Annotated in this window: 11 protein-coding genes; 9 read left to right on the top strand and 2 right to left on the bottom strand. The window is 42.0% G+C overall.

Features of this window, described 5'->3' with window-relative positions; translation table 11 throughout:
* Nucleotides 1–94 precede the first annotated feature (94 nt).
* From truD to BKK48_RS04670, 6 genes are all read left to right on the top strand, one after another.
* Nucleotides 95–1,114: a tRNA pseudouridine(13) synthase TruD gene (gene truD, locus BKK48_RS04695; RefSeq protein ID WP_077427008.1), complete on the top strand. Its 1,020-nt coding sequence runs from the start codon at nt 95–97 to the stop codon at nt 1,112–1,114.
* Nucleotides 1,114–1,854, top strand: a complete 741-nt coding sequence (gene surE / locus BKK48_RS04690) for a 5'/3'-nucleotidase SurE (RefSeq protein ID WP_077427007.1) — start codon at nt 1,114–1,116, stop codon at nt 1,852–1,854. The genes truD and surE overlap by 1 nt, the downstream gene beginning before the upstream one ends.
* 39 nt (nt 1,855–1,893) lie before the next feature.
* Nucleotides 1,894–2,469 carry a YqaA family protein gene (locus tag BKK48_RS04685; RefSeq protein ID WP_077427006.1) on the top strand — a complete coding sequence of 192 codons (576 nt, stop codon included), beginning with the start codon at nt 1,894–1,896 and terminating at the stop codon, nt 2,467–2,469.
* A gap of 11 nt (nt 2,470–2,480) precedes the next feature.
* A complete protein-coding gene (locus tag BKK48_RS04680; protein WP_077418121.1) occupies nt 2,481–2,666 on the top strand; it encodes a putative periplasmic lipoprotein in 186 nt (61 codons plus the stop codon).
* Between the two features lie 13 nt (nt 2,667–2,679).
* On the top strand, nt 2,680–3,843 hold the full coding sequence (nlpD, locus tag BKK48_RS04675; RefSeq protein WP_077427005.1) for a murein hydrolase activator NlpD: 1,164 nt from the start codon (nt 2,680–2,682) through the stop codon (nt 3,841–3,843).
* 232 nt (nt 3,844–4,075) lie between these two features.
* Entirely contained in the window at nt 4,076–5,284 is a 1,209-nt protein-coding gene (locus BKK48_RS04670; protein ID WP_077427004.1) for an ATP-binding protein, read from the top strand.
* A 66-nt stretch (nt 5,285–5,350) separates the two neighbouring features.
* Here BKK48_RS04670 and BKK48_RS04665 read toward each other — a convergent pair whose 3' ends face one another.
* Nucleotides 5,351–6,646 (bottom strand): NAD(P)/FAD-dependent oxidoreductase, encoded by a 1,296-nt coding sequence (locus BKK48_RS04665; protein ID WP_077427003.1) that lies wholly within the window; start codon nt 6,644–6,646, stop codon nt 5,351–5,353.
* A 222-nt stretch (nt 6,647–6,868) separates the two neighbouring features.
* Between BKK48_RS04665 and BKK48_RS04660 the strand changes: the two genes are divergently transcribed.
* The 3 genes from BKK48_RS04660 (at nt 6,869) to proS (ending at nt 12,313) form a co-directional block, all read left to right on the top strand.
* A complete protein-coding gene (locus BKK48_RS04660; protein ID WP_077427002.1) occupies nt 6,869–9,370 on the top strand; it encodes an autotransporter outer membrane beta-barrel domain-containing protein in 2,502 nt (833 codons plus the stop codon).
* 79 nt (nt 9,371–9,449) lie between these two features.
* Nucleotides 9,450–10,502 (top strand): extracellular solute-binding protein, encoded by a 1,053-nt coding sequence (locus BKK48_RS04655; protein ID WP_077427001.1) that lies wholly within the window; start codon nt 9,450–9,452, stop codon nt 10,500–10,502.
* Between the two features lie 95 nt (nt 10,503–10,597).
* Nucleotides 10,598–12,313 (top strand): proline--tRNA ligase, encoded by a 1,716-nt coding sequence (gene proS, locus BKK48_RS04650; protein ID WP_077427000.1) that lies wholly within the window; start codon nt 10,598–10,600, stop codon nt 12,311–12,313.
* Nucleotides 12,314–12,418: 105 nt separating this feature from the next.
* Here the strand turns inward: proS and BKK48_RS04645 are convergent.
* A partial coding sequence (locus BKK48_RS04645) for a YadA-like family protein (protein WP_077426999.1) occupies nt 12,419–17,130 on the bottom strand: 4,712 nt, incomplete at its 5' end.

The following is a 17,130-nucleotide window of genomic DNA, read 5'->3' as shown; positions in this document are numbered from 1 at the left end:
AGTTGGCGTGAAAAGTGCGGTTATTTTAGTGGATAAATCCCCAAAAGTCGCATAAAATTTCGCAGATTATTTTCAACCTAACCTCATTAAAACCATGCTTGCACCACTTCCTTACCTCAGCTTAAAAACACCGCCAAAATCCACCGCACTTTTAAAACAACATTGTGCAGATTTTGTGGTGAAAGAAGAGCTGGGCTATGAAATGTCAGGGGAAGGGGAATTTGTGGCGTTGAAGGTTCGCAAAACAGGGTGTAATACCTTATTTGTGGGGGAAAAATTGGCGCAATTTGCCGGCGTGTCGGTGCGGAATATGGGGTATGCCGGTTTAAAAGATCGTCAAGCGGTGACAGAACAATGGTTCTGCTTGCAAATGCCGGGGCAAGATACACCGGATTTCAGCGGTTTTGAATTAGATGGGGTAGAGATCTTAGCGGTCACTCGTCATCATCGCAAAATCCGTACCGGTAGTTTACAAGGTAATTATTTTGATATTTTGTTGCGTGATGCCAAAGAAAGCGAGGAATTAAAGGCTCGTCTAGAGGTTGTGGAAAAGATTGGATTTCCCAATTATTTTACGGAACAACGCTTTGGCCGAGATGGGCATAATCTCACACAAGCATTACGTTGGGCAAAAGGCGAAATTAAAGTTAAAGATCGAAAAAAACGCAGTTTTTACCTTTCCGCCGCCCGTAGTGAAATTTTTAATTTAGTAGTGGCTGCTCGCATTGAACAAAACCTTGCACAACAGATTTTGCCCAATGATATTGTGCAATTAAACGGCTCACACAGCTGGTTTAAAGCGGATGACACAGAAGACTTAGATGCCTTACAAGTGCGGTTAGAAAATCAAGATATTTTGCTCACCGCACCGCTTATTGGGGAAGAAAATCCGCAGGCTTCAAATATTGAAAATGCCATTGTGGAACAACACAATGTGTTCTCACCTTTAATGAAGCAGGAAAAAATGAAAGCAGCACGCCGTCCGCTTTTGATGCAGCCACAGCATTTTAAATGGCAGTTTGTTGAGGAAGGATTAACCCTCTCTTTTTATTTGCCGGCAGGCAGCTATGCCACGGCATTGATTCGGGAATTAGTCAATTATAAGGAAGCATAATGCGAATTTTATTAAGTAATGATGATGGTTTTCACGCAGAAGGTATCCAAGTTTTAGCAGCGGAATTACGCCAATTTGCGGATGTGGTGATTGTCGCACCGGATCGCAATCGCAGTGCGGCATCCAGTGCATTAACTTTGGTTGAACCCTTACGCCCTCGTCATTTAGATAATGGGGATTATTGCATTAACGGCACACCGGCAGATTGTGTGCATTTAGCCTTAAACGGTTTTTTATCCGGTCAGGTGGATTTAGTGGTTTCGGGCATTAATGCTGGGTGTAATATGGGAGATGATACCCTTTATTCCGGCACTGTGGCGGCAGCATTAGAAGGGCGTCATTTGGGCTTACCTTCCATTGCTGTTTCACTAGATGGTCGCCAGCATTATGAAACCGCCGCCCGAGTCGTGGCAGATTTAATCCCCAAATTGCATAATCAATTATTAAATCCTCGAGAAATTATCAATATTAATGTACCGGATTTGCCTTATGAGGAACTCAAAGGCTATAAAGTTTGCCATTTGGGTTACCGTTCATCTGCGGCAGAAGTGATAAAACAAGAAGATCCTCGTGGTGAAGCCATTTATTGGATTGGCCCTGCCGGTTTGCCGGAAAACGAGCAAGAGGGTACGGATTTTCATGCCGTAAAAAATGGCTATGTATCCATTACCCCTATCCAAGCGGATATGACAGCACATCATTCAATTCAGGCTTTACAAGATTGGCTGGAACGTGAATAATGCACGCTTTGGTTAAATGGTAATCGGAAGGTGAACGGAATGAATATTTTTGGTGCGATGTATGATAAAACCATGGAATGGTCGAAACACCGTTTTGCCACGTTTTGGCTTTCTTTTGTGAGTTTTATCGAAGCGATCTTTTTTCCTATTCCGCCGGATGTGATGTTGATCCCTATGTCGATGTCAAAGCCAAAAAGTGCGGTCAAATTGGCCCTTTATACAGCGATTGCTTCTGCTCTTGGTGGTATGGTGGGCTATGCTATCGGTTATTTTGCAACAGATTGGGTGCAGGGGATCGTCCAACAATGGGGCTATGGTGAACACTGGGCAACGGCAATAAGCTGGTTTGAGCAATGGGGGGTACTGGTGGTTTTCGTAGCAGGTTTCAGCCCTATTCCCTATAAAGTGTTTACGATTTGTGCCGGCGTCATGCAAATGTCGTTTTTGCCTTTTGTAGTCACGGCATTTATCTCTCGGGCAGCACGTTTTTTGTTGGTGGCAAAACTTGCTGCTTGGGGTGGAGAAAAATTTGCAGCAAAATTACGTCAATCCATTGAAATTATTGGCTGGGCGGTGGTTGTGCTTGCGGTGGCGGCTTACTTTATTTTGAAATAATAGGATAGGTAATGAATAAATATTTATTTATGTTGTCTATGGTGTTTGTGTTATCTGCTTGTGCTTCGCAAGAAGCCCAAGATCCGAATGTATTACCCAATGGTATTATGCAGCCTGTTGAAGGCACAGGCGCTGTTGCCGGCGGCAGTTTTATGCCGGAAATCGAACAACAAACGATGCCAAATACCATGAAATAAGAAGGAAAAATAAATGAAGAAATCGTTTTTATTGTTGCCTCTGAGTGTGGCAATTTTAACTGCTTGTTCATCGAATACCCAAGCGCCAATTGAAAATGCCGGTGGGGAACTTTCACCGGGTATTATGCAGCCGGTAGATAACAGCAGTAGCGGAACTTGGCAACCGGAAATTCAACAAAATACCATGCCAAATACTATGCCAAGTAGCATGCCAAACACTACTCCACAACCGACTTATCAGCCGGTACAACCTACCGCAACGGCACCTGTACAGCCTCAAACTAAAACGGTAACCAAAACCGTGTCAGATTGTACAAACTCAAGCCCCATTAATGTGCCACGCAATCCGAATACCAATGCACCGGATTACAGCCAAATTCAAAAAGGCTCATATAAAGGGAGCACTTATAAAGTCAATAAAGGCGACACGATGTTCCTTATCGCTTACTTAGCCGGTATGGACGTTAAAGAATTGGCGGCATTAAATAATATGTCAGAGCCTTACAGCTTAAGCGTAGGCCAAACCTTAAAAATTGGAAAATGTACCACAAAAACGATCACCACCACCGTGCCGGTAAATAATCCAACACCGGCAACCCCGGCAGAGCCTGCAGTGACTTATACCCCTGGTGCAAATGGGACACAAATTGGCTCTGATGGAACGGTGATTGGCCCAATTAAATCAGGTGTAGGGGTGGCTTCTAGCACACCAACTCCGACAATGCCAACCAATGTTCCAACCACGCCGGTGGCAACAGGGAACAGCACACCGGTGAATGCCAATGTGGTGGCGCCAATTGCTTCGAATATCGCATGGCAATGGCCGGCAAATGGCAATATTATACAGGGCTTCTCTAGTGCTGATGGAGGCAATAAAGGGATTGATATCGCCGGTTCTCGTGGTCAATCGGTTAAAGCGGCGGCCGCAGGCCGAGTGGTTTATGCCGGTAATGCATTGCGTGGTTATGGTAATCTTATCATCATCAAACATAATGATGATTTCTTAAGCGCCTATGCACACAACGACAAAATTCTTGTCAGCGATCAGCAAGAAATTAAAGCAGGACAAGAAATTGCCAAAATGGGTAGCACCGGCACCAATAGCGTAAAACTCCACTTTGAAATTCGTTATAAAGGTAAATCGGTCGATCCGATTCGTTACTTACCAAGACGATAAGTCACATCATCCCTTTCAATAAGTTAAAAAGGACGCCTGTATAAAATGGCGTCCTTTATTTTTCTTTGAAATCAGTGGCATGCCATTCTCTTTAAGAATATTATGAATGGAATTTAATCGCCAAAAATTAAATTTATAGTTTAATCTTGCCTGATAAATTGAAAAAGTTTGAATTATAATTTAAACTTTTCTTTGCTAATAAAGGGATGATTAATAAATACAAAGGGGAAACATGAAGAAAGATTTAGTTTATCGTCAGAGATATCTTGAAACGGTACGCCCGTTTATTAATAAAAATTTGATTAAGGTGTTCACAGGGCAACGCCGTGTGGGTAAAAGCTATTTACTGTTTCAGCTTATGCAAGAAATCCAAAGCACAAATGAAAATGCTCATATTCTTTACATCAACAAAGAAGACTTAGCATTTAGCCACATTGCCACTGCTGAAGATCTGAATGATTTTATCTATCAGCAGAAAAAGTGCGGTCAAAAAAATTATATTTTTATTGATGAAATTCAAGAAATTGCAAGCTTTGAACAGGCGTTACGCTCCCTTTTATTAGATGATGAACTAGATTTGTATTGCACCGGCAGCAATGCGCATTTACTTTCACGGGATATTGCCGGAGTATTGAGCGGACGGGCAATTGAAATTCATGTGCATTCCCTTTCCTATTTTGAATTTCTTGAGTTTATGCGATTGGAAGAGGGCGATAAGGCGATGTCATTATTTCTAAAATATGGCGGTTTGCCTTATTTGAAAGACCTGCCGTTGCAAGACAATATTGTGTTTGAATATCTGCGAAATATTTATTCCACTATTGCGATTCGTGATATTGTGAACCGTTATGCGTTACGAAATGTGAAATTTTTAGAGCAACTCACACAATTTTTAGCGAGCAATATTGGCAATCTGTTTTCTGCTAAAAAAATCGCTGATTTTTTAAAATCACAGAAAATGACGACTTCAAGCATACAGGTACAACATTATGCCGAATACCTTGCCAATGCCTTTTTGATTCACAAAGTGCCACGTTATGATATTGAAGGAAAGCGGATTTTTGAAATTGGTGAAAAATACTATTTTGAAGATTTAGGTTTACGAAATGCCTTAATTGGCTATCGGGTACAAGATCGTGGTAAGCTGCTCGAAAACACGATTTTCAACCATCTGCAAATTGCAGGTTACGATGTTAAAATTGGTGGGTTAAACAGCCAAGAAATTGATTTTGTTGCAGAAAAAAATGGCGAGCGTATTTATGTACAAGCTACGCTTACCATCAACGAAGAAAAAACACTTGAACGAGAATTTGGCAACCTACTGAAAATTCAAGATAACTATCCCAAATATGTGGTGACGATGGATGAATTTAGTGGTAACACGTTTGACGGTGTGCAATGTTTGAGTTTAAGGGCATTTTTGAAGTTGATTTTGTCCTAAAACAAATGAGCAAGCCTCAATATTAGCACTCATAATAAAATTTCTTTTGTAGCTTGCTCAAAGATTTTAGCGGTATTTATCCAAAAATTGATAGTATTTCACCCCAATCTTCGTGGCTAAATTCTTCACCCATTTCCCGCCGTAAACAGAGGGCACTTTTAAGCCTTCAAAAATTTTCAGGCGTTCGTCATTGCCTAAAATGGCTTCCGCAATAATACGGCCTGCCAAACCGGTTAGGGCAACACCGTGTCCCGAATAGCCTTGTGCAAAATAAATATGCGGAGAAATTCGCCCGAAATGAGGGGTGGAGTTCATGGTCATATCAATTGGCCCGGCCCAGCCGTAATCGATTTTCACTTCTTCTAATTGGGGGAAAACGTGCAACATATTTTTTCGCATTACGGCAACCATATCTTTTTCCGAGCTGGAATCGCTACCGAAAAGTAGGCGATTGTCTGCACTTAAACGATAATAATCAAGCAGTAAATTGTTATCGCACACGGACATACCATTGTTAATCACCGAGTCTGCCATCGTTTGGCTTAAAGGTTCGGTGGCGATAATAAAGCTTTCCACCGGCATAATTTTTCGATTAATTCCTCGGTGAATGGATTTAGGGAGCGCATCAATATAAGCGTTGGTAGCTAAAATAACATCTTGAGAAATGACCGCACTTTGATCGGTTTTCACCTCAATGCAACCGCTTTTTTCCACTAGATCGACCACCGGCGATTGCTCGAAAATTTGCACCCCAAGATCTAAACAGGCTTTTGCTAATCCCAAACAGTAGTTAAAAGGATGGAGATGACCGGAATGGCTATCATATAGCCCTCCCACATAAATATCGCTACCTAAATGCTGTTTGAGTTTTGTTTTATCCCAAAGCTGCATATTTTGATAGCCAAAATAGCGATGACTGGCTTTCTCCATTTCAATCAGATCATCCATGCGGCGAGCGTTCAATGCCAGAGTCGCATAGCCCTTTTTCCAGTCGCATTGAATACTGTATTTCTCTATACGCTCATCAATAATGTCAATGGCTTCCAGCGACATTTCCCAAAGCTTGCGTGCTTTCTCAAAGCCGACTTGGCGAATATATTCATCAATGCCTTCTTCAAACCCATTAATTGCTTGTCCGCCACTTCGACCGGAAGCGCCAAACCCCACTCTCGCCCCTTCCAGCACTACCACTTTTTGCCCTTTCTCTGCCAGTTCTAATGCCGCGGACAGCCCAAAAAAACCCGCACCGATGACGCAGACATCGGCCTGTTCAATTTGTGTTAAAGGAGGAAGTTGGAAATCTTGATTGCGTGAATCAAAATAATAGGAGGAAACGTGTTCTTGATGAGCAAAAGTGAGCATAAAACCTCTCGTTGATAAAAACTGGCGAAATCTTACGCCTATCGATAAATATGTCAAATGCTTTACAAAAATCTTGAATTGTAATTGTATTCTTTTTGAACTATTATGGTGTGATATTTGATCTATTTTGGGTTGATTTTTGATCGATTTTAATTGGGCTATTTTGTGAAGATAAAACTACAAATTGTCTGAACGTTTCATTTTTGTTAAGGAATCATTGCTATGAAAAAACTCGTCTTTTTTCTTCTGTTCCCCTGTTTGAGCTATGCTGATGTGATAAAAAGCGGGTGGGTTGACCTAACACTAAGAGAGCCTTCTCCCGATGCAGAAGGATTCAGTATTTATGGAGGGGCTTATATTGAGAATGGTGAAGTGACTATTAATAAAGGGGAAAAAATAAAATTTTATGGGAAAACTCTTATTGGTAATCATAACAAGAGAAACTTGGGGATATTAAGAGTTGACGGTGAGGGAACAATTTTAAAAACATATGAACCTCTTACTGTTGGTAATCAAGGTGCTAATGCTGAACTTCATGTTACAAATGGGGCTGAAGTTATTCAGGTTAGTAGAACTCATGAAGATAATTATTGGGGGCACTGGAGAGACAGCGGGCCTGGTGAATATGCTCGTATTTTTGTCGATGGTAAAAATTCAAAGCTAACTTATAAGAATCATATTGATACATACTGGTACAGTTCGGCCCACCTTTTTAATGGTGGAACATTTAATCTTGACTATAAGGGACAAATGACCGTTTTTCATATTGAAAATCAAGGACGTTTTAATGCCCCTAATGGTATTTATCTTGAGGGATGGTTAAAAATAGGGAGCGATGACCACCAACAACCAGGTGAATTTAATTTTGCTAAGGGAATTAAATCTACAAGAAATGGGGTTAGATTTATTTTTAAAAAATTAAAAGAAGATAATATTACTTTTCCGTTGCTAAGTTGTTATAACTGCAATATTGAATATGATGCCCCTGAAAAAATGAAAATTGACAGTAGCCCTATTCCCAATAGTCCAGTAAATGGTAATTATGTTCAAGTTAATAATCTTGAAATTAGGCAAGGTTCGTTAGAATTAGATAATCAATCTACCTTTAAGAAATTTACAACAAATAATTTAACAATTTCCCCAGATGGGACACTTTCTCTTAGTAATACTGGGCAGACATCTCCTTATGATGAAAATAATTTGAATCATTCACCTTTTGTGAAAGAAAATTTTATTCATCAAGGCACTCTTGATTTAGCAGATGGTTCAAACCAACCTAATTTTACCCATCTTGTTGTTAATAACTATACTTCCGGCGGAACATTGCTTATTGATACGGTTTGGAATAAAGATCCAATAACATCAGGTAGCGATATTTTGCATGTATTAGGTGATATTGATCGTTCGCAAGGGGCAACCACCGTCAAAACAAAAACAGGAATTTTTGGCGATATTGAAAAAACAGATCAAAAACAAATCTCTTCTCTCGTGGCAATTGCTGAAAAAGATCACAATGGTTTGGCCTTTATTGGTAAATCAGCCACACTGAATGCCGGTGAAGCACAATTAGTTAGAATTGGCAACAAATATTATTGGACACTTGATGCCCTTGAGCCTGAGCCTCAACCACAGCCTGAGCCTCAACCACAACCTGAGCCTCAACCACAGCCTGAGCCTCAACCACAGCCTGAACCTCAACCACAGCCTGAACCTCAACCACAGCCTGAGCCTCAACCACAGCCTAAGCCTCAGCCAGAGCCTCAACCAAAACAAAGGCAGGAAATCAGATCTGCAGCCTCATCTGCTTACATTCAAATGCCTTATACCAATATGGAATTGGCTTACAGCACTGTTGATACTTTGGCAAAACGGCGTGGAAGCACGGCGGGGCCAAAAGAGATGCCAGAGCTGGGTGCTTGGGGACGAGTGGTGAGTAAATACCTTAAGGTTGAAGGAAAAGAGCGCTTGAACCATCGACAAAACCAATATTTTGCTCAAGTGGGCGTTGATTTTGATATCAATACAAAAAATTCAGTAACCAAACAAACGGGAATCTATGCCACCTTTGGTTATAACCACCTTAATTTTTCCGATAGATTCCGTGCTGAGAATGGACGAATTGTCACCGATAAACATACAGGAAAAGGAAAAACCAAAGCCGGATTGTTAGGACTCTATCAGTCGATTTTTTGGCAAAATGAATCTTACCTTGATCTTGTTGGACAAGTAGGCTACTTACAAAATGAGTATCGTCCAAGAGAAGGGAGTAAGGTGACACAAGAGGGAATGAGTGCTTTAGTTTCAACAGAGACGGGCAAAACCTTCCATTTGAATGAAAATTGGTCATTTGAACCACAAGCTCAATTGATTTATCAACACTTATACTTAAAAGATCTGTATGATAAGCACCTCAATATTCGGTATCACAATCAAACAGGATTACGCGGGCGATTAGGCTCAGCGCTTAATTTCCGAGACAGTGCTTATTTATTGGCTCTGACTACAAATGTTTGGCATGATTTCTTGAATAATAGAGCAGTGAAAATTGGTAATCGGGATTATCGGGAATCTTATGCCAAAACTTGGTTAGACATAGGATTGCAGTTCCAATGGAATGCTACGAATAATCTCTCGTTTTACGCCCATACGCATATTGAACATTCCTTGAAAAAATTAACTCGACAGAGTTATCAACTTGGTGCTGGCGTACAGTATGCTTGGTAGTGAATAAATCCGGCTCGGTAAGGAAATTACCGAGCTGATATTTTCTAACTTGTCACAATTCCATAAGGAGGCCAATAAATTGAAAAAATTCCTAACTCATCTATTCAAAAATCTTTTCCTTTCTATGACCGCACTTTTGGCGACATCCGCTTTTGCCAACAACAAACTTTATGTTTATAACTGGACGGATTATGTCCCACCCGAACTCGTTGCACAATTTACCAAAGAAACCGGTGTGGAGGTTATTTATTCCACCTTTGAGAGCAACGAAGAAATGTATGCCAAATTAAAATTGACGGAAAACACCGGCTCAGGCTATGACGTGGTATTTCCATCAAGTTATTATGTTAATAAAATGATCAAGGAAAATATGTTGCAACCCCTTGATCACAGCAAATTAGCGAATATAAAACAAATTCCAAAACACTTGCTGAACAAAGAATTTGACCCTGAAAATCAATTTTCCCTCCCTTATGTTTATGGTTTAACGGGCATTGAAGTTAATTCTGATGAGATTGACCCGAAAAGCATCACCAGTTGGGCCGATTTATGGAAACCTGAATTTAAACATAAAGTGCTGATGACCAGTGACGCGCGTGAAGTATTCCATATCGCCTTGTTATTAAATGGAAAATCACCTAATACCACCAACGAAGAAGAAATCAAAGGGGCTTATGATCGTTTAGTGACTTTGTTGCCTAATGTGATCACATTCAATTCCGACTCACCGGAAGTGCCTTATGTGCAAGGTGAAGTGGCACTGGGGATGATTTGGAATGGTTCAGCCTATCTTGCCCACAAAGAAAATCCAAGCCTACAATTTATCTACCCGAAAGAAGGCGCAATTTTCTGGATGGATAACTATGCCATCCCGAAAACCGCCAAAAATGTGGAAGGGGCGCATAAGTTTATTGATTTCCTCCTTCGTCCTGAAAATGCCAAAGTAGTGATTGAACGGATGGGATTTTCAATGCCGAATGAAGGCGTGAAAGCTTTGCTTAGCCCGGAGTTGGTGAATGATCCGACCTTATTCCCACCTTCGGAAGAAGTGGAAAAGGGCATTATGCAAGGGGATGTGGGGGATGCCGTGGATATTTACGAAAAATATTGGAATAAACTCAAAACCAATTAATTTCTTCTTTCAAAAAAGTGCGGTTAAAAATAACCGCACTTTTTGCTATACTCCCACCAATTTTTCTTAATATTAACGAATTTAAGGTTAAGTCAATGCGTACAAGTCAATATTTATTTTCCACATTAAAAGAAACGCCGGCAGAAGCGGCGATTGTCAGCCATCAACTGATGTTGCGTGCCGGGATGATTCGCCCGCTTGCAGCCGGGCTTTATAACTGGATGCCGACAGGCTGGCGGGTGTTACGCAAAGTGGAAAAAATCATTCGTGAAGAAATGGATAAAAGCGGTGCGCTTGAAATTAAGATGCCGGTGGTGCAGCCTGCAGAGCTTTGGCAAGAATCCGGTCGTTGGGAGCAATACGGCCCTGAGTTATTGCGTTTCACCGACCGTGGTGAGCGGGGTTTTGTGATTGGCCCGACCAATGAAGAGGCTATTACGGATTTAATGCGTCGTGAGATCACCTCTTACCGCCAATTACCAATGAATCTTTATCACATTCAAACCAAATTCCGTGATGAAGTACGCCCTCGTTTTGGGGTGATGCGTAGCCGTGAATTTATTATGAAAGATGCTTATTCTTTCCATACCAACCAAGAAAGTTTGCAACAAACCTATGAGGTGATGTATCAAACTTATAGCAATATTTTCAATCGTTTAGGCTTGGATTTCCGTGCGGTACAGGCGGATACCGGCTCCATTGGTGGCAGTGCTTCACACGAATTCCAAGTGTTGGCAAACAGTGGTGAAGATGATGTGATTTTCTCTACCGAATCTGATTATGCAGCGAATATCGAACTTGCCGAAGCGGTAGCGATAGGCGAGCGTGTCGCCCCAACCAAAACCATGGAATTGGTTGATACGCCAAATGCCAAAACTATTGCGGAATTAGTTGCACAATTTAATCAGCCGATTGAAAAAACCGTGAAAACCTTGATTGTTAAAGGTGCAACGGAGGAGCAGCCATTAGTAGCATTAATTATTCGTGGCGATCATGAGCTTAACGAAATTAAAGCAGAAAAATTAGCGGAAGTGGCTTCGCCTTTTGAGTTTGCCGATGAAGCGGAAATCAAAGCCAAAATTGGTGCAGGGGTGGGGTCATTAGGGCCGGTCAACCTCAATATTCCGGTGATTATCGATCGTTCAGTCGCCTTGATGTCCGATTTTAGTGCCGGTGCGAATATTGATGGGAAACACTACTTTAATATCAACTGGGAACGTGATGTGGCATTACCGAAAGTGGCGGATATTCGTAATGTGGTGGAGGGTGATCCAAGTCCGGATGGCAAAGGAACATTACTCATTAAACGGGGGATTGAGGTTGGTCATATTTTCCAACTGGGTAAAAAATATTCCGAAGCCATGAATGCGACAGTGCAAGGTGAGGATGGCCGCCCAATGGTGGTGACAATGGGATGTTATGGTATCGGGGTAACTCGCGTAGTTGCCGCTGCCATTGAACAACATCATGACGAGCGAGGCATTATTTGGCCAACCGATGAAATCGCCCCTTTCACTGTGGCGATTGTGCCGATGAATATGCATAAATCCGAAGCCGTACAACAATATGCCGAAGAACTTTACCGCACATTACAAGCACAAGGTGTCGAGGTGATTTTTGACGATCGCAAAGAACGCCCGGGTGTGATGTTTGCCGATATGGAGCTTATCGGTGTTCCACATATGATTGTTATCGGTGAGAAAAATTTAGCAAACGGTGAGATAGAATATAAAAATCGCCGCACCGGTGAGAAACAGATGATTGCCAAAGCACAATTGTTAGACTTCTTGAAAGCGAATGTGAAGGCCTAAAATGAACTGCCTCAAATCGCTGTAATGATTTGGGGCTTTTAAATAAACAAAAAGACCGATTTTGGATTAAAATCGGTCTTTATTTTTATGGTCTAATCGTAAGGATTACCAGAAATAACCTGCACTGACAGCACCACCAACTTCGCCTTGTGTATTGGCACTAAATGAGGCTTTTACACCGTATTTGCCACTATCGGCAATACGGGAATAACCCACTGCCACCGCACTTTCGTTTTGGTATTGCGCCACACCGGCTGTCACTGCAGATTGCCCCTCACGATAGGCTTGCATTAAACCCGCTGCGGCTAATCCGGAAGCATGGCCTGCTTTACGGCGTTTATCCATTTTGTTCAGTTGGTTATTGATATTGGCGGTCGCCCCTTTCAACTGGCTTACATTGACCGCATCGGTATCTGCAATGCCCGGTGCAACATTGGTGATACGTTTACTACCTGCATCAATCCCATTGGTTGTCATACTTGGACCACCGGTAATTCTCACGCCATCATTGCTGATCTTCGTATTACCGACCGTGACCGTATTAAAGCTGACATCATTGGAGGTGGCATAGATGATATCGTTGCCATCACGTTTCACTTCCATATTTTTGCCTGCTTTAAAGTTCACTTGATTACCCGCAGCCACTTTCTTCGCAACATGATTTTGTGCACTGGTATCAAAGCTATTTTGATCGTCAGCTTTACCGGTATTCACAATCCAACCTGCGCTGTTAATGGCATCAGCAACATTCTGAACGGTTGCCACTCTGTTGCCTTCACCCGCGACGACGGTCACGACACCCGCATTAGGAAGAACATTGCCTGAAGCATCCGTGATATTGCTTGGTGCAGCAGTAATTGTCCCTGTATTGGCGGCAATTTTACCCTCTGCGTCAATTTTGATTGTGGTGTTATCCACATCTGCTCTCACGGTGTAAACCGTACCATTGGCATCACTGGTTGATGTTACGTTAACCGCACCCACACCGACAACTGTCGTTTTTGTTGCATTTAATTGACTTAAATTAACCGCATCATTGGCTGATGTACCGTTAGCGACATTGGTGATTTTTGTTGGTTTTCCATCTTTATCACCGATCTTGATATTATCACCATCAGCTGAAATCTTAGGCCCGTTATCACCGCCGATTTGTACGGTGTTAAATACCGGGTTTTCAGCCATACTGATTTCAACTTTTCCGTCAGAAACTTTAGTTTTTAAGTTTTTGGTACTGGTATTTGTTGCATTGCCTGCCACAATCTCAAAAGTTTCACCTAACTTGCGTTCGGTTGAGCCTTCATCACCGGTAAAGGTTAATGGACTAAATGCTTGTTTGGCAGTTTGGTTAATTGCCTCATTAACATTATTGACGGTAGTACCATTCACCGTAATTGGTATATTGTTTACAGTCACATCACCCACTGTTAAACCATCATTATCAATAGAGGTATTACCTGTCGTGACGCTCATCACATTAACGTTCTCGGATAACGCAACCTTAACTTTTCCATCTTCAACTTTTGTAGTGATATTTTTACCATCACCCACGACTTCGACAGTTTCTCCAAGTGGTTTTTGTACGGTTTTACCGTCTTCAGCTTTTAGGCCAAAGCCTTTTGTCGTTAATTCGGTAGTCAGGTTATAAAGTTGGCTACCATTTACCGCATCTTTTGAAGTAGCAGAAATCTCACCAGGTGCTACATTAGTAATTTTCTTATCACCTGCGTTCACACCTTCTTTAGTAATACTTGGGCCATTTTTAATAGTTAATCCATCGCTATTAATTGTCGTGTCGCCGACATTCACAGTGGTTGCGTTCACTGTCGTGGCATTCACTGTTGTCGCGTTGACTGTGGTAAATGTCACATTCTCTTTGGTGGCATAAGTAATCTTACCGTTAGCTTCTTGCTTGATCTCTAAGTTTTTACCCGCCACCATTTCAACGGTTTTTCCCGGTGTAATCAATTCACTAGGGGTTGAGGAATCATCTTTTTGTCCCTCTGATGTGGCAGAAGTTTTCAAAGTAAAGCCTGCCTTATTAATCGCATCAGCGACTGTTGAAGCATTCACAAGTGCGGTCGGATTTGTCGGTGTTTCTACCACCCCGGTTGTTGCATTATTGGATAGTGTGGTGGTATTGGCTGCCACCTTACCATTTTCAATTTTAATAGTGTCATTATCCGTCACCACATCAAAGGTGATATTTGTGCCATCCGCTCGAGCTGTGGTGGCATTACCATTGACAAAATTCATGGTGTTATCATCTTTGCCAACGGTTTTTACGGTTTCACCATTTACTTGAGTTACAATATTTTGTACGGCGGTATTGGCTTTATCTAAAGCGTCTTTTGCGCTTTGAGATAAATCTACCTCATAATTTGTGATGTTGTTGGCATCTTTTGCCCCTTTAGTCACAGTAACATAGGTCGGATTACCACTACTTACACTTGCCCCATCGGCATTGACGGTATAAATAGGTTGACCATTAGCCCCGACTGTTTTATCCACACTGGCGATATTAGTACCGGCTTTTACTTCGGTAATGGAAGCGGCAATGGCATCATGAATATTACCTTTACCTGTGCCACCAATATTGGTCATATTTAATGTGCCATTTGGTGCAAGGGTTGCATTACCACCAAGAAGATTTTTTGTGGAGTTAGCTAAATTACCTAAGGTATCGTTTGTTGCATAAAGTTGGCTACCATTGATCGCCTCGGTTGAAGTGGCACTGATATTACCTGCCGCAACATTGATTAGTTTACGTTCATCACCTTTAGCGCCCACACTAACAAAGCGACCGTTATCTTTTACCTTACCAACAAAATCACCATAATAGATACCGTTCACTGTTGCATTAGTCACATTAGCGATGGCATGAGAACCTTCCGTTGATGCCATATCACCTAATACGACTGAACCACTCGTGGCAGCAGTGACGCCATTACCTAGCACAAAAGTGTTTTTACCGCTGACATTATTTTCGATACCAATGGCTACCGATTTTGTGCCGGATACCTTGCTATTGTAGCCAACTGCAATGCTCTGGTTTGCGGAAACATTCGTATCACGTCCAAAAGCAATGGAATCGACACCTAAAGCTTTCGACCACCCCCCTACAGCGATTGCATACTTTCCAGAACTCTGAGCATAGTCTCCCAAAGCTACTGAAGATGCCCCCTCTGATTTTGTTTCAGCACCTAATGCAACACTTGCCTCTCCGGATGCTTTTGAGGCTTGCCCCATAGCAATGGCTTGGCTTGCATTTGCCACGCTGTTTGTCCCTATTGCAATCGAATTAGCAGTTGCATCCGCTGCTTTGCTACTATCTCCAGCATTAGCTCTTGTACCAATAGCAATAGTGTCATTATCATTGACCGATGCAGAGTGACCAATCGCAACGGCACGGTTGATTGATTTTGTATTGTTAAAGGTTGGAACAATATGTACAAATTGTACTTCATCTTCGACTTTTTTTCCGGTGAGATCTAATTGAGCCCCTTTATAATCTGCCGCATCACGGTCAAAAGCATAATACTTAGCACTGTTACCAGAACCCTCTTTAATATAAGCTGTTGCCGGTGCACTTACTTGGCCGGTTGCACTGTCTTTTATCGCTAAACGGTAGATATTAATAAGACCATTTGTGGTTGCTCCGGTTGCCCCTACGGCAATGCGGTTACCCATCACCATATTATTGTTAGAGCTTGAACCGATAACATTGTTGTTACCAATGGCAAAGTTTTCACTACCGCCGATAATGGTGATAGGTGACTTAGTCGCAGTGAAACTGTCTCGTTGTGTTGTATCACCTAACTTGAGTGAGTTTTCCGCAATTGGGTGTTTACTTGATGCGGATAATGCCCCTGAATTCATGCCAAATACTGCTACCGCATTACCAAGGGCTACGGCATTGCTATTACCCGATACCGTGCCTGCACCCACTGCCACGCCATTATTGGATGTTTGGTCATTTGTGTCATAACGCATCAGAACGTGGGATTGCGCACCAATCGCCGAAGAATCAAATCCCCCTGCGGTATTTGAGTTACCAATTGCGTTCGGACGGTCGCCCCAAGTACGGCTGGAAGAACCTAATGCCACATTAAGATTATTACCAATCGCTTGTGTAAATGCACCTAAAGCAACCGCATTGTTACCGGCTAATACTTTAGCACTGCTACCAATAGCAAGTGAATTGTTGAGTGCGGCCTCACCGACTTTAGCCTCACGACCGATGGCAATTCTAAAATTTCTAGCATTATTTGGGAGAGAAGGATCTAATAAGGTTCTTGCGGCTATACCAATAGCAATATCCCCTTGACCCTGTGCAGATGCAAAGAAACCCTGAGCAAAAGAACTATCTCCACTTGCGGAAGCTCCTCGTCCTAGTGCGACGGCATTAGATGCATTGGTATAATTAGCACCACTGTTATAAGCCGTTTGTTTAGTATTCGCACCATAACCAATCGCAATGGAATCTTCCCCATAGGTCATGGCTTCTTTACCAATGGCAATGGTACGTCTTGCACGATAAGTATCACCTGCGGCTAATGTGTTACCATCGGTATTTTTTCTCGCGCCACTAAAATTATTCGCACCATAACCAATGGTAATTGATTCCTCACCAAAGTGCTGGGTGGCAGCATTTTCGCCGATAGCAATATTTCTTATTCCTGTCGCGTTTGCCCCTGCATTAATACCGATAGCAAGATTGCTATGAGTAGAAATAGTTTCTGCTGTATTGGTAGTAAAAGTTCCTTGACCTACAAAAGAGTGTTTCCCTGAACCATTAAAATTTGATCTGACCCCAAAAA

Origin of the sequence: Rodentibacter heidelbergensis, assembly GCF_002000125.1 — a bacterium.
In the GTDB taxonomy this organism is placed as follows: domain Bacteria; phylum Pseudomonadota; class Gammaproteobacteria; order Enterobacterales; family Pasteurellaceae; genus Rodentibacter; species Rodentibacter heidelbergensis.
Note: the sequence above shows the minus strand (reverse complement) of the source record. Positions and strands in the feature narration are given on the sequence as shown.